Origin of the sequence: endosymbiont of Ridgeia piscesae (assembly GCF_001443665.1) — a bacterium.
GTDB classification, from domain to species: Bacteria; Pseudomonadota; Gammaproteobacteria; order Chromatiales; family Chromatiaceae; genus Endoriftia; species Endoriftia persephonae.
Genome location: NZ_KQ557128.1, coordinates 1 through 22558, shown reverse-complemented (window position 1 = coordinate 22558; position 22558 = coordinate 1). Strand labels below are relative to the sequence as shown.

The following is a 22558-nucleotide window of genomic DNA, read 5'->3' as shown; positions in this document are numbered from 1 at the left end:
ACTTATAACCCCGGAAGCTTTAAATCTGGATTGCTCGGCAGCTGCACGGAAAAGAGGGTTCCCTTACCCTTTTCAGAGGTGACACGAATGCTGCCATTATGATCCTCGATAATCCTGTAGCTGATCGCCAGCCCCATGCCCATACCGCTCTGTTTAGTGGAGAAGAAGGGGTCGAAGAGCTTCTCCATAACCTCCGGAGGAATGCCGGGCCCTGTGTCGCTGATCATCACAGCGACCTCCCGCACATTCAACCTGCTCGTGGAGAGCACCAGAATGCGCTGATCGGCCTCTGTCTGCTGCATCGCATCCATGGCGTTGCGCATCAGATTGAGCAGCACCTGTTCTATCTGCACCAGATCAACCCGTACCGGCAGGCCACCCTGCTCTAGCGCTAGTCGCACATCCACCCCTTTTTTTGCTGCATCGTACTCGATGAACGAGGCCACTTCGATCACCAGGTCATTCAGATTGACCAGAGTTTGCTCGCTGGCGTTCTTACCGACCAGGCTGCGCAGACGTTTGATGATCTCTCCGGCACGCTCGGCCTGAACCGTAATCTGCGCCATTGCATCCACCAGCTCCGCCTCGCCACCTATCCCAGCCTGCAGACGCCGCACACAGCCACTGGCGAAGTTGACGATGGCGGCGAGAGGCTGATTCAGTTCATGAGCCAGGCCAGTCGCCATCTCACCCATGGTACTGACTCGACAAACATGCACCAGTTCCGACTGATGCTGGCGGCTCTGTTGTTCCGCATTACGCACCTGAGTAATGTCACGCCCATAGATATGCACATACTCCTGCTCGCTAAACGGTGCCAGCAGCAGCGAGAAGATCTGCTCGTCGCCACTCAGCTCTATCTCCCGCACCCCCCCCTCTTCAAGGGTCTCCAGCACCAGATTGCGCCAGTAGAGCGGCAGGGTCTGTTGTGGTTCGAGACTCCAATAGGCGAGCAAGGGTGCACTGGCGGCATTGGCGTAAGTGATCACCCCACGGCGATTCACCCGCAACACCGGGCTGGGGTTGTCACTGGCGAACGTGGCAAGGCTTTCGATCTCCCGCTCGGCCCGACGGCGGGCGCTGATATCGCGAATATAGACGGTGAATAAGGTAGTGTGCTCAAGCAGGATCGGCATCACTACCGTCTCCACCGGCATCTCATCACCCTGGGCATCGAAGGCCCGCAACTGCAATGGGGCGCTCGCCGCCACCAGTTCAGCTGACTGGTTGTAGCGTTGCAACAGCTTGCCAAACTGCTGACGATCATCCGGGTGGAACAGCTTTACCCCAAGCGACTCCCCCAGCATCTGTTCACGAGTGTAGCCGAAGGTGCGCTCTGCAGTGCCATTGGTCTCCACCACCATGCCGCTGCAATCCACCGTCACGATGGAATCGAGGGAGGAGTCGAGCAGAGCGCTCTTGAGCGCCTCAGACTCCCTAATCTGCAGTTCATGGCGCAACCGTGCCTGCTCCACCGCCTCGCTCACCAGGGCAAAAAAGTCGGGGATCCAGGCCTCCAGCAACAGCAGCTGATTACCCTTCTCGCTGACCGGTTGATTGATGCCCAACGCACGTCGCCCGAAACTCGCGATTCGATTCAACAACCGGTGCAGGCGCATTGAGACAAGAAAAAAGAGCAGTGAGAACACGCCGACAAAGGCAAGCGCGCCCAGGAAACGTTCCCGACGCTCGGTAGAGAGGATGCGCTCCGCCGTCGCCTCCACCCGCTTCCTTGAAACGAAGGTGGAGAACTGCACGTTCTGGTCCCAGTCGGCGAAATCAGTGATCGACTGCGAGGTGATCAGATAGCGGCTGCGCAACTGCTCCAAAAGCATGTTGGCTGTCACTTTTGTCTGATCACTAGAGGCGAGAATCCGCTGCTGGTCCCCCTCGAGCAGTGCCACCACGGTCTCATCGTCGGCCACCGCCTGCTGGGAGTCGAGCAGAAAGATCGTATCGAGGGGGATGATCAACATCAGGATCGCGGCCTTACTCTCGACTGGTTGCGCCACCCCCGCCCAAACCAGCAGAAAGGGGGCCTTCCACAAGGTGGTGAGCAGTGCCCCATCACCACCCGGATAACGGCTTGCCGCACGCTCCAGCGGAAATGGCAGATCCTGCCGGTGAAAAATCTCCCGCGGTTCAAGATCCTGGTCAAGAAGTACAATCTGACTTGGCGTGACGGCGCCCAAGGAGACAGGAGCAGGCGCCATCCAGTCGGGCAGCCGGTTGAGATAGGTTTTCGGCTTCTCCCTGTCCTGTGCCCAAGCAGGGCTTTTTACATACTCGACAAGACGCCAATTCTGCGCCAATCCCGTCGCCGTCAGACGCCACTGCCCAAGATATTGCTGAAAGCGATGACGGCTGTCTCTGGCGCGTTGCTCTAACTGCTGCTGCAGTTCTTTTTGGAAGATTTCACCCAGCGCCCGGCTCTGCAGTGGATCCAGCACCAACCAGACGATCAAACCGCACAGCAGTCCCACCAGAACTGACATCCAGGGAAGGGGAACTCGTTCAATCCAGGGACGGTACCACCGGGGAGTTCTATCGGGCATCGGTTTCGATTGGTCCAGCTAACATTCCCGTCAATCAAAGTAGGAAAAGAACCCTCACAATATTCTTATTTTCCCCGCTTATAGTCCCAGAAACCGCGTATCCTGGCCAGCGAGCGTACAATCATTTACTGGATTGAAACGGACGAAGATGAAACATCACACAAAGAGGTAGTATCAAGACGGAAGAAGTAGTTTTCGAAGGCAAAAAAAGAGGCACTGCCGAGTGCCTCATCCGGAGATTCCAGGCCGATTCCCTGGGGAAAAACTCTTAGCGCTTCAAAAACTTTTGTGCTGATTGCTCAGGGGATAGCCCGAGTCACACTGTCAGCCTGCTGTGTGCTATATGACGTCTGGTAGGCGCGTTGGGAAACGGTCGCATAACCAAACAGAACCATGCGCAACATCTGCCTGACCTTCGAATCCATCTCGCAGAACATCAGACCGACGCCATCGCTCCCATGATGCACCACAAGAGCCTTGGCTTTGCATTGTTGTGTACCAGAACCACAAGCCACTGGAAATGAGAGTTCAACCACAGCGTTTCTGGATAATTTGATAACACCAATATCGATGAACATGCCACCCAAACTCAAATTCCTTGTCCTTCCAGTCACAAGGCCAAGGTTCCGATAGTTTAATACCACGTTAATCGACATGGGTTTACGTTGATTGCAACGATGCTCCACTTCACGTCCTCCTGGTGGCAATGGGTCAGCTGGCCAGATTTCTGGTGAAGAATTATCAAGCAGCTGGCACTGGCAAAAAATTCGGACGATTGCCTTTAATCTACAGGGAACTCCCTAGGAACCACCCCCCCTAATCCTTCAGTGGAGTATGGTCGAAAATAGAGTTTTTACCAGCTTTCCACCATTTCCTTAGGGCCTTTCATTTGGTGATCGGATAAACTAACCGCAAATCCTCTCCGGAAATGCCTATGACTGACCCAGCCCCCATCGATATCGAGAATGCCATCCTTCCCGGCTTTCTCAGGCGTCTCGGTGCGATGTTTTACGACAGTCTCCTGTTGCTTGCCCTGATCATGCTATCGATCACCCTGATCACCCTCCCACTGGGCATGCCTGAGGGCAATGCACTACTGTTTTTCCAGCTGTTTTTATGGGAGATCATCCCCCTCATCTTCTTCACTGGATTTTGGGTCCATGGCGGGCAAACCCTGGGCATGCGCGCCTGGCGACTGCGTCTGGTGCGTTCCGACGGCCTGCCTCCAACCTGGCGGGATGCACTGCGACGCCACCTGGCTGCCCTCTTCTCGCTAGTCACGTTTGGGCTCGGTTTTCTCTGGATTCTTGTCGACTCCAACAAACTCGCCTGGCACGACCACCTCTCCGCCACCCGGTTGGTCCTGAGCCAACGCTGAGACAATAGAAGATGGACGTCCTCTCCCTCCAGGGCATCACCTATGCCTGATTGGCGATTCTCAGCAACCAAAAGGAATTCCATTCCCTTTCATCGCCAGTTGATCCTTGTAAAATTGTCACCTCCTCCTGCAGATTTGCTGCGCATGAAAAAATTGAAACGACACCTCCCCCTGTTACTGCTTGCGTTCGGGCTCGCCTTCTCCAACCCGGCACTATCCGGCCCTAAACAGATGTTGATGCTGATGGAGATGCTGAAACAGAACGGCAGCCTCACTGAGGCCCAGTTTCAGCAACTCAAGGCCGCCATGGAGGCGGAAGAGCCACCAGCAACACCGAGTAGCAGCCCCGCCCCCGCCTCACCCCCGATGACGGCAGAGCCAGCGCCGAGCGAGACCAGGGAAGTCCGGCTCTCCACCCGCGGCGGATCGATCAAGGCCGAGGCCTATGACGGCGAATCGAGCCTGGAACTGACCGCCCAGATCGCCGCCGATGCCGCCTTCTACAGCTCAGATCAGAGCGACCTGGGCGATGGCGCGGAGATCCGCTACGCCCGTATCGGGCTGGAAGGCAGCCTCTATGGTGCCTGGGAGTATGAGCTGGAGGCCGACTTTGCCGGCGAGGATATTGGTCTAAAAGACGCCTGGCTCGGCTACCGCAGCCTCGGCCATTCGCTGATCCGAGCCGGCCTGTTCAAACAGCCCTTCAGCCTCGAAGAGGCCACCCCCTCTGCCTACCAGACCTTCATGGAGCGTTCCCTGATCAACGAACTTGCACCAGGCAAGAATATTGGCGTCGGAATGGAGAGCCACGATACTCACTGGTATCTGGCCGGCGGTATCTTCGGCGAGGGCCCCAACGATGCTGATGACAAGCTGGATGACGAGGGCTGGGGCGGCAGCCTGCGCGGTGTCTGGGCGCCCTTGCCAGAGAAGGGCCGGGTGATCCATCTCGGTGCCAGCGCTGACTACCGCAACTTTGGCGGCGACTCAGATACAGAGGCGAACTGGCGCATCCGCACTCACCCGGAGTCTCACATCGTCGATAAAACGAACTATCTGCTCGATACCGGCAAGATCAAGCATATCGACCACAGCCGCAGCCTCGCCCTAGAGGCCGCCGCCGTCTATGGTCCCTTCTCGCTGCAGGGCGAATACCTGCGTACCCGTATCAATATCGAAGACCATGCTGAGCCGCTCAACTTCCACGGCTACTACATCGCCGGCAGCTGGTTCATCACCGGCGAATCCCGCAACTACGACATCAAGCAGGCCCGTTTCGAGCGCATCACACCACGCAGCAACTTCAGTTGGGGGGAAGGCCGTGGCGCCTGGGAGCTGGCACTGCGCCACAGCTACCTTGACCTAGATGATCAAGACATCCAGGGCGGCCGGCAGTCCAACACCACTTTTGGACTCAACTGGTATATCAATCCCCACACCCGCTTCATGGCAAACTATATACTTGTCGACACAGATCCGGATGCAAGTGGACTCAACAACAATCCCAAAATATTCCAGCTACGGGGCCAGTATGACTTTTAGTGCATCAGGCAAACCCATCAGAGCCGCCAGAGCGATCACTCTGGCGGCTCTGATGTTGTGCGCCACCGCCCCCCCTGTGCACGCAGAGGCAGAGAACCTGAGGGCACAGACCCTGGTGATCGGCAAAGTTAGCGACAGCCCGCGTAAACACTTCACCCGCCTCAAGCCGATGGTCGATTATGTCGGCAAAAAGATGCGCGATCTGGGCATCACCCTGACCCGAGTATTAATGGCAAAAAACAACGCGCAGATGATTCGCTATCTGCAGCAGGGCAAGGTCGACTGGGTCACCGAGACCCTCTTCTCCTCAATCCTCTTCGAGCAGCAGGCCGGGGCCGAGATCATCCTGCGCAAATGGAAGAAAGGCGTGCCCGGCTACCATACCGTCTTCATCACCCGCAAAGAGAGCGATATCCACAGCCTGGAAGACCTGAAAGGCAAGCGTCTGGCGCTGGAAGATCCGGGTTCCACCACTGCCTTCTACATTCCCGCAGGCATACTGCAAGAGGCCGGCCTGGAACTTGAACTGCTCAGCAACCCGCGCCAACATCCGGCGCCTGACAAGGTTGGCTACGCCTTCGCCAAAGGTGAGATCAACATCGCCACCTGGGTGCACAAAGGCCTGGCAGATGTGGGCGCCTACAACAACCTCGACTGGAACACGCCTGACCACACCCCCCCTGTCTTCAAAAAAGATCTGCGTATCTTTCATCGCTCCTCAGACCTGCCACGGGGCTTTGAACTGGTTCGACCGGGTCTGGACACATCGATCAAACAACGCCTGATTGAGGTATTGAAAAATGCCCACCGGGATGCCGCCGCCGAGGCTGTCCTGAATGCCTACCAGCAAACCGCCAAATTCGACGAAATCAGCGCAGAGACCCAAGCCATACTGGATCATGTCAGAGAACATTCAGCCGTGGCACGCGGAAACCTCCATTGAAAGGGCTTCAGCTTCAATCAAAATATTCGCTGACACTTCTGGCACTGGTCATCGGTGTCGTACTCTCAGTCTCGAGCGTGCTGCTCTACCAGTTCGATGACGCAATAGGTGACTATCAGGAGGCCAATGCCTCCACCCTCAAACGGGCACAGATCAAACAACTGCAACACCAGGGGCTGACCCTCACCGGAATCCTCGCGCAGAGCCTGATCAACCCCCTCTACGAACTCGATATGGAGGGCATAGGTCAGCTCCTGCAGACTGCAAACAGCCAGCCCGATGTGATCCGGACGCTGGTATTCGACGAGAAAGGCCGGATCGTCCACGATGGCGAGGAGACACTGCCGCGATTCGGCCAGCTGATGAGTGAACCACTCGCCTTCCAGGCCCTGCAGTCGCAGGCGCCGCTGACCCACCTAGAGGCGGACCGCCTGAGTATCGCCGCCCCCATCAGCCTGGAGAAAAACCAGCTGCTGGGCGGCATCTATATCGATCTCTCCCTGAGCCAGATGCTCAAGGTGGTGCGTGATTCGAAGAGCCGTCTCGAGTTGATCAGCCGCACCCATATCGATCGAAACCTCAACTCTATCTGGATGCTGCTGCTACTGTTAGGTGCCGCCAGCATCCTCGCCGGACTGCTGATAGCCTATCGGCTGAGCCGGCCAATTGGACGGCTGGAAAAGCTCGCCCAGCGCATCGGGTCCCGCGACTATAGCGCCGTCAGCCACATCGATCGTAACGACGAGATCGGCAGCCTAGCCCGTACCTTAGAGAAGATGGGGCAGCATCTGCAGAGCACCACCATTTCGAAAGAATATATGGATGAGATCCTCCACAGTATGCGGGATCTGTTGCTGGTCACCGACCTCTCGGGCAGAATCACCCGCATCAACCGGGCCTTTAGCCAACTCAGTGGTTACACCAGCCAGCAGGCCATCAGCCAATCCATCGGGCAAATCATCCCCTATAGTCTCGACAAACACAGCAGCTGGGCGGAATACCTGGAAGAACCGCACGAAGTCAGCGCCCACGAATGCACTCTGCAGGCAAGCGATGGCAAACAGGTTCCTATCCTTCTCTCCGCCTCCATGCTCGACCCCAACACCGGGCACCAAGGCATGGTGCTGGTGGCGCAGGACTTAACCGAATACCGGGTGGCGCAGCAGCAGATCCATCATCTCGCCTACTACGACCTGGTCACCGGCCTGCCCAACCGGGCACTCTTCATCGACCGTCTGAGACAGGCAATCCGTAGCGCGCGGCGTGAGCAGAATCGCATGGCGCTGTTTTTTCTCGACCTGGACCGCTTCAAAAACATCAACGATACCCTCGGTCACGAGATTGGCGATCAGATGCTCGAGGCTGTAGCGGCACGGCTGCAGAGCCACAAACGGGAGGAGGACACCATCGCCCGCTTCGGCGGCGACGAGTTCACCCTGATCATCCCCCGAATTGAGCAGACCGATGACCTCATCACCCAAGCAGAACGCATCACTTCCCTGTTTCAGCAGCCCTTCAACATCGGCGGCTTGGAACTCTTCTCCGGCACCAGCATCGGCATCAGCCTCTATCCCGATGATGCGTCGGACGCGGAAACCCTGATTCGCAATGCCGACACCGCCATGTACCGCTCAAAAGAGCGCCGCTCAAACGGTTTCGAGTTCTATACCGACGACATGAACACCCTCGCCACCGAGTTCATGAACATTGAACACGGTCTGCGACGCGCCCTGGAGAACCAGGCCTTCGAACTGCGTTATCAGCCCCAGGTCAACATCAAAACCGGCAAGCTCAAATCAGTTGAGGCACTGCTGCGCTGGAGGCGCAGCGAACACGAGATACTCAAACCGGATCTTTTTCTGCATGTGCTGGAGGAGACGGGGCTAGTCATCCCGGTGGGCGAATGGGTGTTGCGTCAGGCCTGCAGGCAATTGAAAGCCTGGCAGCAACTGGGGGTAAGGATAGAGCGGGTGGCAGTCAACATCTCGCCACGCCAGTTCGTCTCCCCCAACCTGGCCGAAACGGTCTCTGCAATCCTTAAAGAATACCAGCTTCCCGCCAGCAGCTTGGAGCTGGAGATCACCGAGAGCGGCCTGATGGAGGATATGGAGCACACCATCGAACTGCTCGGCCAGCTCGCTGACATGGGGGTCAAACTCGCCATCGACGACTTTGGCACCGGTTACTCCTCACTAGAACATCTACGTAATTTTCCGGTGCAGACGCTGAAGATCGACCGTTCGTTCATCCATGGCATGGAGACCGAGCAGAACCGCGCGGCTATCGTGCAGGCGATCATCAGCCTGGCCAACATCCTTGATCTTAAGGTGGTTGCCGAAGGGGTGGAGACAAAGCAGCAACAGGCCCTGCTAGAGGAGTTTGGCTGCCGGATTGTACAGGGCTATCTCTACTCACTGCCGTTGATGGCGGAGGAGATTCCCGGCGTCACTCAACACGACTAACAACCGCCCGCCTGAGCCGGTTTGCCAAGCAGATCAATCGGAGGCATCGTTCGCCGACAGGAAATCGATCAGGCTGCGAAAACGATTGTAGTCCCGATAGCCAAACAGTGGATCATCCGGAATCAGCGCCCTGGCAGCAGCCCGCTGCCAATCCTCATCGTTCATACACGCCTCCAGGCCGGGAAATGCCACTCGCTCCTCCAGATCGATATGCTGGTGCTGTAGCGCCACATACTCCCGCCCGCGGATCACCAACTCTTCACGGGTCACCACCTCACCCTGGATCACCCCCTCCAGGGTCTCCCGAAAACGGTGGGTAAAGGCGACCAGCTCACCATGCTGCTCGCTCAAACGGTCCAATACACTGCGCAACTTGCCCGCCTTCCCACGGGCCACCCTGAAGATCACGTCTTCTGTTGGATGGTGGACTGAATCGGCGTAGTGCTCAATGTAGTCGAGAAGCTCGATCTCCAGATCGAAATTGGAATCCTGACCGTCCGACAGAGCATCCAGTTTGTGCTCCAGCAGATCGAGCAGTCGGGTCAGGTTGCGATGATCCTGTAGTAGCCTTTCGAGCAGCGGATTCATACCTCTCTCCTGTTGCGGATCCAGCGCCACAGCCACCCCTGGAGCGGCGCTTCACCAACACGCACATAGCTGAGGGCGTGTTCATTTTGCAAGGTCCACTCCATCCGGTCGTGGGCACCTCCCGAGCCACAAAACAGCAGGCGGTCCCCCTGCTCGAGCCGTTGTGATTCGGCAGGCAACATGATCCTTTGATCATTCCTGATGAGCAATAGGGGAATACACCTCAGCCTCTGTTCACGTTTGCCCGGATCGCGCATGATCTCTGCCAGATTGACTCGCTGATGTTCACGCAACGCCAGTTCAACCGCATAGGCTTGCTCCTGGTTGATCGCCAACTCCCAGACATCCGGCACCCGATGCTGGATCAGCGCCGAGATCCGGCTCACCAGCTCGCAGGCCCAGCTATCCTCTTCGTAGAGCATCAGTTGCACAAGCTCGTAGAGCAGAGGGGTACCGAGCAACACCCGGATGCGATTGGCGATGATTGCACTCGGATGCATCACCATATCGGCCTTCACCGCCTCGATCAGGGCTTCGTTGTCCTTGCGATTCTGTCGCAGGATGACAAACAAATCAGAATTGAGCGCCCGCGCGGTCATGATGATCGACAGGTTGTTGGCATCGTTATCGGTACCTGCAACGATACCGACTGCGCGTTCGATTTCCGCCGCTCTCAGGGTCTCTTCCTCGGTACCGCGCCCTATCACGAAGGGCTTTGGCGGCTCCCCGGTCTTCTTGGGAGTAGCCTCAATCACCACCACTTCCATGCCCTCTTTGCGCAGCTGATCGAAGACTGCCCTGCCGAAACGACCATACCCGCACACCACCCAAAGCCCATGCCGCGGCGGATAGATCGGCTCCCCAAGTGGGGCATCAGCCACCGAAGTCAGCCACTCCTGTAACAGGTTGAGAGCGGGGGACTGTAGGGCGGTGGCAAAGTGGACGGCAAAGGTGTCGAACGGGTCGATAATGGAATCAGTACCGAAACTGGCCATGTTGGCCTCAATGTCGTGAGAGTCGGCCCGGCAGATGACGGTAATATCAGGGTGTAGCAACTTGGCGGTGATAGCGATCTTCAGATTGGCTTCATTGGAGTTGGTAATCGCCACCACCCCGGAACAGAGCGGATGATCAAGTCCCGCTTCTGTCAGATGTAGCGGCAGACGTGCATCGCCACACAAGGCGGGCACATATTGACGCAGATTCTCCAGCGCCAGCAGGTTGACCCGTTCCTGCCTGATGTCAATTGCCACCGCCTGCTGGTTTCGTTCGGTCAATGCCTTGATCAGCGCACTGCCGGTCTCACCATAACCGCACACCAGATAGAACGACTCCCGCATCTGCCGGATCCGACGAGCAAAACGCCGTTCAATCAGTGCCTGATGGAAAGTGGCATCCTGAAACAGAGTGAGCAGGGTACCGATAGAGTAGAGCCAGACGATGACGGTAAAAAATATCGCGAAGGTCACCCAGAGCCGTTGCGCATCGGTGAATTCGTAGGGGATCTCGCCAAAACCGATAGTACTTGCCATGAAACTGACAAAGTAGAAGGCATGAAAAAAATCCATATGCCAAAGGTTGCCTTCGGCATCCTGGCCAGGTATCAGCACCAGCCCCAATACCGCCACCGAGTAGGTAAAGATGAGGGCCAGCAAGGGCGCACGCATGCGCCGCATCACCAGGAAAAAAATGCTGTTCATAGCGTAGACCCGGGCTCAGCGCCGCAGCATTACTGTCTCGATCACTAACAGCACCACCGACACAACATTTGCCAGTAACGCACCTCCCGAAAGCGAGACGATGCTCGCCATTACCGTCGGCGTCAAACCAACATGAGTCACATGAGCCGCAATCCCCCAGACCAGCGCCCCTGCAAACAGCTGCAGCAGCGCCGCCAGACTTGTGGCAAGCAACACCGCTCCCATCTGCGTGCGGTCGCCAAACTTGAGCACGGTGGCGATCAGATTGACCACGATCACAGCAAACAGCTCATAGACATGGTGGTGAGCGGGATTGTCAATTTCCCCAACAAAAAAACCAAAATTAAGCGTCAACGAAAGAACGATAAAAAAACCGAACAACACCTTCTCGGGATTCATCTTTGCTTACCTTGGTTACAATCAGAAAATGTCAGGGCAAACCACCACATAGATTGAAGCATAGCTGCCGCCAGCAAGGAGAGAGCAGTCTGCTCCATCAGTCAAAATATCCTAAAGCCTGAATAAAAACGACCGCTATAAACGGTGATCAACAGTCATTTGAGGATGCCGTATTGCAGGCACCAAAGGACTGGTCCATCCATTACCGAGTGAGCGCAGATGGCAACATTCATCAAATCCGTGGACGACAGAACCCGCTTGGCGGGCACCAACCGGCTTGAAGTGCTGCTGTTCAGCCTCGGGCACGACGCAAACACCGGACGCGAAGAGACATTTGGTGTCAATGTTTTCAAGGTTCGCGAGGTGATGCTGGTACCTCAGATCACCCACGCCCCTGAGATGCCCCCCTCGGTAGAAGGTATGGTCAGTCTGCGTGGCAACATGATTCCGGTCATCAACCTGCCAAAATTCTGTGGCGTACAGACTGACGAGAAACCCGGCATCCTGATCATCACCGAATACAACAAAAACGTGCAGGGGTTTCTGGTCCACTCGGTTGACACCATCGAACGACTCGCCTGGGAGAATGTCAGGGTACCGCCACCGATGATGGTACAGCAGCATGGCGGACTGGTTACCGCAGTTACCGAGCTGAAGGATGGCCGGCTGGTGATGATCATGGATGTGGAGATGGTACTCGCTCAGACTTCCGGGTTCGGTCAGAGTGAAGAGATCTTCGAAGGCATCCCAAGAATGGAAGAGGAAGGCATTACCATCCTGTTCGCCGATGACTCGGTGGTCGCCCGGGACCAGATCATCCGCACGCTCGATCATATGGGGATCAAGTACATCAGCACCGCCAACGGATCGGAAGCTTGGGCAAGAATACGTGAGATTGCCAATCGGGCAGAGGCAACAGGGCATAAAAGCAGCGACTATATCCAGTTGATTCTTACCGACGTCGAGATGCCGGAGATGGATGGTTACGTGCTTACCAAAAAGATCAAGGAGGACTCCCGATTGAACGATATTCCGGTCATCATGCACTCGTCACTCTCTGCCGACGCCAACCAGGAACTCGGACGCGGTGTCGGTGCTGATGCCTATGTGCCAAAGTTCGAACCCACTGAACTGGCCGTCAAGCTACGCCAGATGCTGGCAAAGAACAAAGCTTGACGCTTACTCCACAAGAAACCCCTTTATATGGACGCAGCCCGTTCGCCAAGCGAAACCTGCTGGCAAAGAGTATCGATTGCGTACGCAGGATCTTGCGGGGGGGCGATACCACACTGCTGCGCAAGCCGCCCAAGCTGCATATAGGCCTGGCCCTCCGCTAAACGGGCTAGTTTTCATCCTGCCTCAGCTTATCAAGTCGCATCTTCCGGCTGGCCCGTTGCTGCTGGTGTAGTTTGCCGGCCAGGTGGAGCCCATCCATGTAGGGCACAACTCCATTATGCCGGATGACCTCCCGACCTAACGGGCTGTTGGCGAACTGGATAAACTTCATCACCTTAGCGCGGTTTGTTCCCCTGAGATTAGTTACCAGATAGAGCGGTCGATAGAGCAAATAGGCTCCCGATTTGATATTTTCATAGCTGGGGGATTTGCCTTCCAGTTTGAGGATTTTAACATTACGTTTCCTGGCACTACTGACACCGGTGATTGCCAGACTGTTGAGATTGTTTCCAACCGCCTGTTCCAACGGACCTGATGAGGGGAATATGTTGTCAGAGGCGAACTCCATGTTAGGCGCAGCAAAAAGATACTCCCGGATAGCGTGGCCCACACCTGATATCTTGCCCTTCCGAATCAACAGCTCGATTGGCTGGTTAGTTCCACCCAGCAGCTTCCAGTTGGTGATTTTACCCTTGTAGATTGCTCTCAGATCCTCCAGTGATATATCGTTCACCGGGTTCTTCTTATGGGTGATGACCACCAGCGCATCCCAGGCAACGGGGTGGAATTGAACCGATCTCTCCGCCGTATGCCCCCACAGTTTATTGCGGCAACTGCCACCTATATCAACCTTGTTGGCAGCTACCTGACGAATGCCCTTTGTAGCGCCTCCGCCGGAAAGCTGGATCTCTGTTCCAGTCTCCCGTTGATAGGCTTTGCTCAACTCGGCCATAAAGGCCTTTTTAGTAATGCCACAACCAACCCAGGTCAGAGTGTCGCTGTAAGCTGGAAATGTCGCAAAGCAGAGCAAACCGGCGTAAACGATATAGCGGACAGTACGACTCAAGCGCATATCTCCTCCACCGGACTCCCTTCCGCTCTGAATGATTGGATGACCTGCCGATTGTCATACCGATTGAAGCTGCAAACAATTGTGGTTATTACTGATGTATAGTCAACATTCAGTCCCCCACAGGCAAAAAGCATCCGATTCTGCGATCGTTGTTACTATAGGTAACAAATGCTAGGCTTCTAGGATGAGCATCCGCCCTCCTCCCGGCCCAGGCTACGATAAAACCCTGATCCTGTTTCTGCTGGCCTGCACCCTCTTCAGCGGTCCGCTCCTCAGCTGGTGGACTAGCAGCGACTCACCTTGGTATATCCCCTATCTGATCTGGCTGCTGGTGATCCTGTTCGGCGCCCTGCTACAGAGGCGAACCCCTGATGACCCATGAGCTGGGCATCCTGTTCGGTGCCGGTTTCATCTATCTGCTGCTGCTGTTCCTGGTCGCCTACGCCGCAGACAGCGGCCGTATCCCGGAGCGCTTGATTCGCCACCCACTGGTCTACACGCTCTCACTGGGTGTCTATGCCACCTCCTGGAGCTACTATGGCAGCGTCGGTTTTGCCCAGTCCGAAGGCTACCTGTTCCTCACCATCTATATCGGCGTCACCCTTGCCTTTGCCCTGACGCCAGTACTGCTGCAACCGATTCTTCGCCTGACCCGGGAATATCAGCTCACCTCACTGGCCGACCTGTTTGCGTTCCGCTTCCGCAGCCAGCTGGCCGGCGTGTTAGTCACCCTGTTCATGCTGATCGGCACCCTGCCCTACATCGCACTGCAGATTCGCGCGGTGACCGAGTCGATGCGGATCTTGACCCAGGAGGCCACTCCCCAGATGTTGGCGTTCGGTTTCTGTCTCACCCTGATCCTGTTTGCCATCCTATTCGGTGCACGCCACGTCTCTCCCCGAGAGAAACACCAGGGGCTGGTGGTGGCGATCGCCTTCGAATCACTGGTCAAACTATTGGCGTTAATCACCATCGGCCTGTTCGCTCTGTTTGGCATCTTCTCCGGACCCAGTGAGCTCAATCAGTGGCTGGCGGCCAACCCGCAGGCCGTCGACAGCCTCTACCGGCCGGTCCGTGAAGGCCCTTGGCTGACCCTGCTGTTTCTCGCTTTCGCCGCCGCCTTCCTGCTGCCACGCCAGTTCCATATGCTGTTTGCTGAGAACCTTGACCCCAGGGCGATCCGCACCGCCAGCTGGGCCTTTCCGCTCTACCTGTTCCTGATCAACCTGGCAATCCCACCGATCCTCTGGGCCGGCAGCCGCGCTGGCGTCAGCCTGGATGCGGACTACTTCGTACTCGGCATCACCCTCGACAGCGGCACCAGCTGGCTGCCCACTCTCGCCTTCATCGGCGGTGTCTCCGCCGCCAGCGCGATGGTCATCGTCACCACTGTGGCGCTCTCCTCAATGGTGCTCAACCATATCCTACTGCCCTGGGTCTACCCCTATCCCCAGGTCAATCTCTACCGCTGGCTACAGAGTTCACGCCGGGTGATAATCGGCGCCATCATCCTCGCCGGCTACGCCTTCTACGTCCTGTTACAACAGAACCAGCGACTGGTGGAACTGGGGCTGATCTCGTTCGTCGCAGTGGCCCAGTTTTTACCCGGCATCATCGGCCTGCTCTATTGGAAACGCGCCAACCGCAACGGCTTCATCGCCGGTCTAATGGGCGGCATGCTGGTATGGGGCATCACCCTGCTGGTGCCGTTGCTCGATGCATCCGGTTTCATCCGTTCCGAGATCGATATCACAACCATGCAGGCAGTCACCGGCCTGTCAAAGTGGGAGTTCTCTAGCTTCTTTTCAATCAGTCTTAATCTGCTGCTGTTTGTCACCGGTTCCCTGCTCACCCGGCAGAGCCGTGGTGAACGCGATGCCGCCGGCGCCTGTTGTGCCGAGTCATTCACCCCCCTAAGCGGCGTGGTCAGTGCCAGCAGCACCGAGCAGTTCACCCAGGAACTCTCCCTGGTTCTGGGCTGGGAGGCTGCAGAAAAAGAGGTGCAGCAGGCCCTCAGCGACCTTGGCATGCCGCCTACCGAGACCCGCCCGGCAGAGCTTCGACAGCTGCGCGAGCGCATCGAACGCAACCTCTCCGGCCTGATTGGGCCACAGCTAGCCCACATCATCATCAATCGCCGCCTCAGCCTGGATACCCATGCCAAGACCGCACTGGCCGATTCGGTGCGCTATGTGGAGGAGCGGCTGGAGGAGTCGCGCTCCCGCCTGCAGGGCATGACCGCTGACCTCGACAACCTGCGCCGCTACCAGCGCCAGATCCTGCTCGACCTACCGCTCGGCGTCTGCACCGTCGACCGTGAGCACAGTGTGGTGATCTGGAACCTGGCGATGGAGGTGATGACCGACCTGCCCGCCAAGGATGCAGTCGGCATCGACCTGCACCGGCTACCTGCCCCCTGGGGCAACCTGCTGAGCGGTTTTGCCAGCGCCCAGGATCTGCACATCCACCACATGGAGGTAAAACATCAAGGCAAATCCCGCTGGTTCAACCTGCACAAGGCGACCATCCCCTCGCCGGTACCGGCTGACCATCCGGTTGAGCAGGCACGCACCAGCCAAGTGATGCTGCTGGAGGATCTCACGAATCTGGAGACCCTGGAGGCGGAGCTGGAGCACAGCGACCGACTCGCCTCCATTGGCCGCCTTGCCGCCGGCGTCGCCCACGAGATCGGCAACCCGGTCACCGGCATCGCCTCGCTGGCACAGAATCTGCGCCACGAGCGGGAACCCAAGCTTATCGACGAGAGCATCGAGGAGATCCTGCGTCAGACCCAGCGCATCAGCGCTATCATCCAGACCCTGATGAACTTCAGCCGCAGCGACCCGCTGGGCAAAAACTTCCACCAGTTTCCACTGCGCGAGGTGGTGAATGAGGCGATCCGGCTGGTGCGGCTCACCCGCAACGGCCGCCAGGTGGAGTGTCTCAACGCCGCACCGGCAGGCCTGGCACTGTTTGGCGACCGCCAGAGCCTCTCCCAGGTGCTGGTCAATCTCTTCAGCAACGCCTGTGATGCCTCCGTCCCCGGCGACCGGGTGGAACTGCTGGCGCGGGAGAGCGGCAAACGCGTCATCATCGAGATACTGGATCAGGGCTGCGGCATCGACGAGCAGCAGCAGGCCTTCATCTTCGAGCCCTTCTTCACCACAAAACCGGTCGGTGAAGGCACCGGCCTTGGCCTCGCCATGGCCTACAAGATCATCAGCGATCACAACGGCAGCATCGAGCTCGACTCGCAGCCCGGCGTGGGCACGCGGGTGATCATCGAACTACCGAAACAGGCGGAGAGTATCCATGCCGCAGATACTGATCATTGAAGATGAGGCGGTGATCCGCACTGCCTTGCGACGCCTACTGGAGCGCCACGGTTTCCAGATAGCCGAGGCCGGCTCAGTGGAGGAGACTGAGGCCCTTGATCTGAACGGCTTCGACCTGATCATCTCCGACCTGCGCCTGCCCGGTGCGGCGGGTACCGAGATCATCCAGCACGCCGATGAGGTGCCGGTGCTGATCATGACCAGCTACGCCAGCGTGCGCTCAGCAGTTGAGGCGATGAAACAGGGCGCTGCCGACTATATCGCCAAACCCTTCGACCATGACGAATTGCTGTTGCTGGTGCGCCGGCTGTTGCGGCAGTCCCAGCAGCAGCGCCAGCAGGCCATCCTCAAGTCGGAGATGGAGAAGCACTATCCAGTAAAAGGGATGGTCGGCAGCTGCGATGCGATGCGCGATGTCTGCCGGCGCATCGAAAAGGTCGCCCCCACCGATGCCACGGTGCTGATCCTGGGTGAATCGGGCACTGGCAAGGAGCTAGTCGCCCGCGCCCTGCACGAACAAAGTCGACGCAACCAGGCCCCCTTCATCGCCTTCAATTGCGCCGCCATCCCCGAACATCTGATTGAAACAGAGTTATTTGGTCATCGCCAAGGTGGCGAAGCGGAGCAACCCGGGCTGCTCAAGCAGGCCAATGGCGGCACCCTATTTCTCGATGAGGTCGGCGAACTACCGCAGGCGGCCCAGGCACGCCTGCTGCGCCTGCTGCAGAGTAGTGACAACTACGCCGCCGGGTCAGACTCGACAAGCCAGCTCGATGTGCGCATCGTCGCTGCCACTCACCGGGATCTGCGCCAACTGGTGCAGGAACAGAGCTTTCGCAGCGACCTCTACTTCCGCCTGCGGGTGGTCGAGATGGTGCTGCCACCGCTGCGCGAACGGGGCAACGACATCCAGGCGCTCTCCCGTTTTCTGCTCGACAAGACCTGCAAAAAGCTCAACAAACCCCGCATCAACCTCAGCCGGGACGCACTGACATCAATCAAGCGCTACCACTGGCCCGGCAATGTACGGGAACTCGCCAACGCCATCGAACGGGCAGTAATCCTGTGCGATGGGGAGACCATCACCCCCGATCTGCTGGCCATCGACCACCAGGTCGCCACCCGGCGGCGCAAGTCAGACCAGCGCGGCGAGCAACTCTCACTGGAGCAGTACTTTCGACAATTCGTGCTGGAAAACCAGGATCAGATGACCGAGACCGAGATGGCCCGCCAGCTCGGCATCAGTCGCAAGGCGCTATGGGAGAGACGTCAGCGATTTGGGATACCGCGGGAGAAGAAAAAACGGATAACAGATTAAATACAATGCCATTAAGTTATCGCGCAAGTCACTGTATTTATCATAATAATGCGCACTTATCACGAGCACTCGAGAGCCGGAAATGCATCGCAAGCCCATCTCGGAGACAACGGAAAAGAGAACCATCCTGAAGGTCAATTGAGAATACCTATAGGCCGATAAAGACACTTATTGACTCTGATGCATTTCGCCGGGAAGCGCAGAAAAACAGAACAGATTTCACGCGGAAACGGTCCCTTCCCTTTGAGCACCTGATTCCGTTAATGCTGAACTTTCGAAAGGGCACACTACAAGACAAGCTGGACCAGTTTTTTGAAACCATAGGCGACGGGAAGCCACTCCCCCGGATCATGGCATCGGCCTTCTGTCAGGCGAGGCGCAAGCTGAAGTACGAATCATTTATCCAACTCAATGAAGCGCTGCTGGAGAGTGCAGAAAAGCAGATGGGACAAAAGCGCTGGCAGGGTTATTGATTGCTCGCTGACCTGCCAGAGCTGGGTAGACTCAATCCAAAGCAGATCGCTACCTTGACTGGCGTTGCCCCTTTCAACCGTGACAGCAGGCGTCTGCGTGGCACGCGTCGTATCCGCGGTGGCAGAGCCAGTGTGCGAACTGTGCTGTACATGGGCGTCCTCTCCTCGATCAGTGTAATCCTGTCCTACGGCGTTTTTATAACCGCCTGGTTGCCCAAGGCAAGCATAAAAAGATCGCCATCACAGCCTGCACCCGGAAGCTGATTGTTATCCTCAATGCCATGGTCCAGGCCCCACGTAAATGGAATGAAAATATGGCTTAATAGGTTGATTTAGGGCCACAGTCGCTTGTTATGTGTAACTTATAACTTACTTAGAGGCTGCAAAACCTTGTTTAATACTTCCTCGAACTGGACGAGAAAAGAATGTTTTCTTTAGCAAGTCAAGTGAAAATTGTTCACTACGATTCCATGGAAAAAGGGAAACACAGCGCGCCATAGTACAATAACCAAATATTATCTGCGCCCACGTACCTATGGTAGGGATCCAATATATCAATTGCAGTGGCCCTGGTAACGCAACAAGAAGAAGAATTAGATACCAAAACCGCACTTGAATAGGAAAGGCGGTAATACTACGTTCTCGAAGCACGAAGTGAAATAACTGAAACACAGTAAGGCTTATAGCAAGCATAAATCCTATCGATTCTCCCAACACACCATATGTAAGCAGTCCTGCTGTTACCAACCAATACCACCAGCCGATATCTTTATACTCAATCATGAACATATAAATACCCTCAGTTTAAAATCACACATAACGTTGCAAATAACCGGATCACAAAAGGCTGACGTCTTTTGTGATTCAAGTTTATTTCTCTTGTTAGGCCATTCCACGTAATTCAGCTATTATGTTTGTACTATTTACAAACATACGGCCAAATACGCTTAGTGTCAGATGGTGCCAATATTCCATCAGCATTCATGTAAGGTATTGGTACCCATTTTTGATTACCCAGTAGCTTTGCCAAGGATAGTGATTCATACGGTGGATCAAGACGATAAAACGCATTCGGATCCATAAAATATCCGTCTTTTGGTGTTACCACTACTCCATCATTAGACCATTCTGGGTACTTGCTGTAGAGAACGGCAAAATGTAACGCATCACGACGCACTCTTCTTCCCATCTTTCCAGTATTTGCCGTTTTCCCAATCTCATCTCCCATCTTGACATTCGTACCAATTGACAACGTTGGCATCTCCTGGAGATGAGTGTACTGGGAATACGTCCAAAATGGCAGACCTGTCTGCTCTGGAGTATGCCTCAAAATTATTTCGATACCTTTTCTATTAAACTCATTTAAGAATTTACCCACAACAACACCGTTGGCGATAGCCCTCACTGGTGTTCCTCTTGGTTGATGGATATCAATTCCTTTATGTAATGCTGGACGCTTGCGTTTGTATGAATAGTCAATTGCCCATCTTTCACTATCAATTTCCGGGCAATCTCCTCCATCAATAAAATCTGGTCTCAGATAAGTCTCGATAACTCCTCTAGACTTTTGAATAGCAACATTATCAGCCTCCCCTCCGTCTTTATATTTACCCACCATCTTGCGAATTTCATCATTAATCTGACTTGGTGAGACAAAACCGTCTAGCTTTTCACAGGATTTACAGGATGCAGAGAATTGCATTTCTTTATAACCCTTACGTGACTCTTTCACACACCCTGTAGTCAATATCACCAAGGCCATTGCTATGCCTACATAAACTAACTTCTTTGCATTTTGCATTTTATGTTCTCCCAAAGCCCTCTCAATAACATGCTAGACGCCAGGCATATTAACCGCCTAACGCCTCACATCAGCGGCAGAAAAAAGCAGAGCGACGAGGCATGAGGAGCGCTGCTTTTTGCTGTCCGCTGCATGTGATTGTTAGATTTTTTGGTTAATAAATAGCCTATCAATATTATTTTTCTTGGGTTAAAAGATGCTTCGTTTGCCATGATCGCTGAGGTACATTTTTTGCTAAAGAGGTCTGGTTTCTCCAATTTTCATAATCCATAGTGCTTCCTCGGCGAATCCATTATCCAATCCTGCTCTGCTAAAACGCCTTGGTGGTTCCCACGGCGGTTCATCAGATAAATTAATCGTCCCCCAATGTGATGCTATTAAAGTATTTGCGCCAACTTCCTTCCCCACTGTAACTGCTTCTTCAGGAGTAACATGTGACATCCACATCAATTTCCTTGGTTCATAAGCACTTATCGGTATAATTGCATAATCAAATGGGCCATATCGGCTGCCAATCTGTTTAAAAATAGTATTTGAATATCCGGTATCACCAATAAAGTGAATTTTATTTGTAGAGCCTAGCATTATCCATGACGCCCATAAGGTTTTATTTTGATCGTCTGTACTTCGCGCGGAATCGTGAACAGCAGGTAAAGCAATTAACTTTATGTTGCCAATGGATATCTGATCGTTCCAGTCTAATTCTGTTACGTTTATATACCCTCTCTCAGTAAAAAACGATTTTAGACCAAAGGGTACCACCACTTGAATTGCGTCTTTATTTGCTAAGTATTTAACGGTTTCATCGTCTAAATGGTCGTAATGATTATGTGAAACAATCACTATATCTATAGATGGAAGCTTATCTAAAGGGATCCCAGGCGGTACAAACCGCCTGGGGCCAGCCCAAGAAATGGGACTAGCAAATTCCGTTAAAAAGGGATCTGTCAGGATTGTTTTTCCTGAAATTCTAATAAGAAAACTCGCTTGGCCTAACCAGGTTACTCGGTCGCCCTCAACAGAATTTAGAAGTTGCAAAGCTTCAAATTCAGGTAGCACATGCCCATCTGGGACATCTGGGAGAAAAACTGAATCCCAAAATCTACGCAGATAAAAAAACGTGCCTTTAGGTGCGGCTGTTTGCACAGGGGGATAATTTTGAAACCCAGCTGAAGTTTGATGCCTATGTTTGTTATCCATTTCTTTGTTGTTTTGATTTGACATAACAGAACATGCAAAAGACATAATTAATGTAAATACTGCACCAGTGATAGCTTTTGTGTGTTTTTTCATCTCTTCCAAATCTAACGCTTCGCATCACCGGCGACAAAAAGCAGAGCGAGGAACGAGCGGCGCTTTTTGCCGTCCGCGTGCATCTGCCTTGTATGGTTAAAACACATCTCTATAAGCGAGTTAGACTGGGCCCATAACCTGTAGCCGCAGGTTATCGGAGTCGTAGCCCGATGATGCAGTGGCGCCGGCCTCACCGAGATCGTTAACAAGCGTGTGGCGCGACTCCGACTCGATCGATCACTCGAACAGTCGAATGGGCCCATAGCCTGAATTTAGCAAGGCGGAGGGGTTTCTACCATGACCACAGCCAATCTCTCGAGTATCAATGTCGGTATCGACGTCGGTAAAGACCGCTCGATGTCTATGTCCGCGAACTGGACACGGCTTTCAGTCTCACGAATACCCCCCAAGGCGCGAAGCCTCTCACTCAAACGCTGCAATCGGATGTGATCGAGCGGGTCGTCATCGAAGCGACGGGACGCTACGAGCGCCATTTTGTCGAAGCCGCGAGCACGGTCGGCTT

General features: G+C 55.1%; 19 protein-coding genes and 1 pseudogene. 10 read left to right on the top strand and 10 right to left on the bottom strand.

The window, feature by feature from the left end; all coding sequences use genetic code 11:
- Positions 1-2 precede the first annotated feature (2 nt).
- Complete coding sequence (locus tag Ga0074115_RS08215) at positions 3-2483, bottom strand: PAS domain-containing sensor histidine kinase (RefSeq protein WP_232432986.1); 2481 nt, start codon at positions 2481-2483, stop codon at positions 3-5.
- Between the two features lie 371 nt (positions 2484-2854).
- A complete protein-coding gene (locus Ga0074115_RS08210) occupies positions 2855-3241 on the bottom strand; it encodes a PilZ domain-containing protein (RefSeq protein WP_157292711.1) in 387 nt (128 codons plus the stop codon).
- A gap of 248 nt (positions 3242-3489) precedes the next feature.
- On the opposite strand from Ga0074115_RS08210, the gene Ga0074115_RS08205 reads away from it, so the two are divergent.
- From Ga0074115_RS08205 to Ga0074115_RS08190, 4 genes are all read left to right on the top strand, one after another.
- A complete protein-coding gene (locus Ga0074115_RS08205; protein ID WP_057955602.1) occupies positions 3490-3933 on the top strand; it encodes an RDD family protein in 444 nt (147 codons plus the stop codon).
- Positions 3934-4077: 144 nt separating this feature from the next.
- Positions 4078-5475, top strand: a complete 1398-nt coding sequence (locus tag Ga0074115_RS08200; protein WP_057955603.1) for an OprO/OprP family phosphate-selective porin — start codon at positions 4078-4080, stop codon at positions 5473-5475.
- On the top strand, positions 5465-6418 hold the full coding sequence (locus Ga0074115_RS08195) for a phosphate/phosphite/phosphonate ABC transporter substrate-binding protein (RefSeq protein WP_232432985.1): 954 nt from the start codon (positions 5465-5467) through the stop codon (positions 6416-6418). Before Ga0074115_RS08200 ends, Ga0074115_RS08195 begins: the two co-directional genes overlap by 11 nt.
- The gene (locus Ga0074115_RS08190) at positions 6415-8880 is read left to right on the top strand and encodes a putative bifunctional diguanylate cyclase/phosphodiesterase (RefSeq protein ID WP_057955605.1); all 2466 of its coding nucleotides are present in this window, start codon (positions 6415-6417) and stop codon (positions 8878-8880) included. The genes Ga0074115_RS08195 and Ga0074115_RS08190 overlap by 4 nt, the downstream gene beginning before the upstream one ends.
- A gap of 33 nt (positions 8881-8913) precedes the next feature.
- On the opposite strand, the gene Ga0074115_RS08185 is transcribed toward Ga0074115_RS08190, so the two are convergent.
- Genes Ga0074115_RS08185 through Ga0074115_RS08175 form a run of 3 tightly spaced genes read right to left on the bottom strand, consistent with a single transcriptional unit; the run spans position 8914 to position 11567 of the window.
- Entirely contained in the window at positions 8914-9468 is a 555-nt protein-coding gene (locus Ga0074115_RS08185) for a hemerythrin domain-containing protein (protein ID WP_060528402.1), read from the bottom strand.
- Positions 9465-11168, bottom strand: coding sequence for a potassium channel family protein (locus Ga0074115_RS08180; protein ID WP_057955606.1), 1704 nt, complete (start codon positions 11166-11168; stop codon positions 9465-9467). The genes Ga0074115_RS08185 and Ga0074115_RS08180 overlap by 4 nt, the downstream gene beginning before the upstream one ends.
- A gap of 15 nt (positions 11169-11183) precedes the next feature.
- Positions 11184-11567, bottom strand: coding sequence for a DUF6394 family protein (locus Ga0074115_RS08175; RefSeq protein WP_006473694.1), 384 nt, complete (start codon positions 11565-11567; stop codon positions 11184-11186).
- Positions 11568-11786: 219 nt separating this feature from the next.
- Here Ga0074115_RS08175 and Ga0074115_RS08170 point away from each other — a divergent pair, with 219 nt between their 5' ends.
- Positions 11787-12743, top strand: coding sequence for a chemotaxis protein (locus Ga0074115_RS08170; protein WP_057957350.1), 957 nt, complete (start codon positions 11787-11789; stop codon positions 12741-12743).
- 166 nt (positions 12744-12909) lie between these two features.
- Here the strand turns inward: Ga0074115_RS08170 and Ga0074115_RS08165 are convergent, their stop codons facing one another.
- A complete protein-coding gene (locus Ga0074115_RS08165) occupies positions 12910-13815 on the bottom strand; it encodes a substrate-binding domain-containing protein (RefSeq protein ID WP_060528401.1) in 906 nt (301 codons plus the stop codon).
- Positions 13816-13999: 184 nt separating this feature from the next.
- Here Ga0074115_RS08165 and Ga0074115_RS08160 point away from each other — a divergent pair, with 184 nt between their 5' ends.
- The 5 genes and pseudogenes from Ga0074115_RS08160 to Ga0074115_RS15810 form a co-directional block, all read left to right on the top strand.
- A complete protein-coding gene (locus Ga0074115_RS08160; RefSeq protein ID WP_057956996.1) occupies positions 14000-14197 on the top strand; it encodes a hypothetical protein in 198 nt (65 codons plus the stop codon).
- On the top strand, positions 14187-17150 hold the full coding sequence (locus Ga0074115_RS08155) for a sensor histidine kinase (RefSeq protein WP_057956997.1): 2964 nt from the start codon (positions 14187-14189) through the stop codon (positions 17148-17150). Before Ga0074115_RS08160 ends, Ga0074115_RS08155 begins: the two co-directional genes overlap by 11 nt.
- Positions 17128-18468, top strand: coding sequence for a sigma-54-dependent transcriptional regulator (locus tag Ga0074115_RS08150; RefSeq protein ID WP_057956998.1), 1341 nt, complete (start codon positions 17128-17130; stop codon positions 18466-18468). Before Ga0074115_RS08155 ends, Ga0074115_RS08150 begins: the two co-directional genes overlap by 23 nt.
- A gap of 263 nt (positions 18469-18731) precedes the next feature.
- Positions 18732-18941, top strand: coding sequence for a hypothetical protein (locus Ga0074115_RS08145; protein ID WP_060528400.1), 210 nt, complete (start codon positions 18732-18734; stop codon positions 18939-18941).
- Positions 18942-19264 (top strand): annotated as a pseudogene (locus tag Ga0074115_RS15810) (transposase); the annotation flags it as partial.
- A 46-nt stretch (positions 19265-19310) separates the two neighbouring features.
- On the opposite strand, the gene Ga0074115_RS15805 reads toward Ga0074115_RS15810, so the two are convergent.
- The 4 genes from Ga0074115_RS15805 to Ga0074115_RS16715 form a co-directional block, all read right to left on the bottom strand.
- Positions 19311-19730 carry a hypothetical protein gene (locus Ga0074115_RS15805; protein WP_082626913.1) on the bottom strand — a complete coding sequence of 140 codons (420 nt, stop codon included), beginning with the start codon at positions 19728-19730 and terminating at the stop codon, positions 19311-19313.
- Positions 19731-19860: 130 nt separating this feature from the next.
- Positions 19861-20742, bottom strand: a complete 882-nt coding sequence (locus tag Ga0074115_RS15800; protein ID WP_087959754.1) for a M23 family metallopeptidase — start codon at positions 20740-20742, stop codon at positions 19861-19863.
- A 234-nt stretch (positions 20743-20976) separates the two neighbouring features.
- Positions 20977-22035 (bottom strand): MBL fold metallo-hydrolase, encoded by a 1059-nt coding sequence (locus Ga0074115_RS15795; protein WP_082626914.1) that lies wholly within the window; start codon positions 22033-22035, stop codon positions 20977-20979.
- 272 nt (positions 22036-22307) lie between these two features.
- The coding region (locus Ga0074115_RS16715; protein WP_232432984.1) for a hypothetical protein at positions 22308-22558 on the bottom strand (251 nt) is incomplete at its 5' end.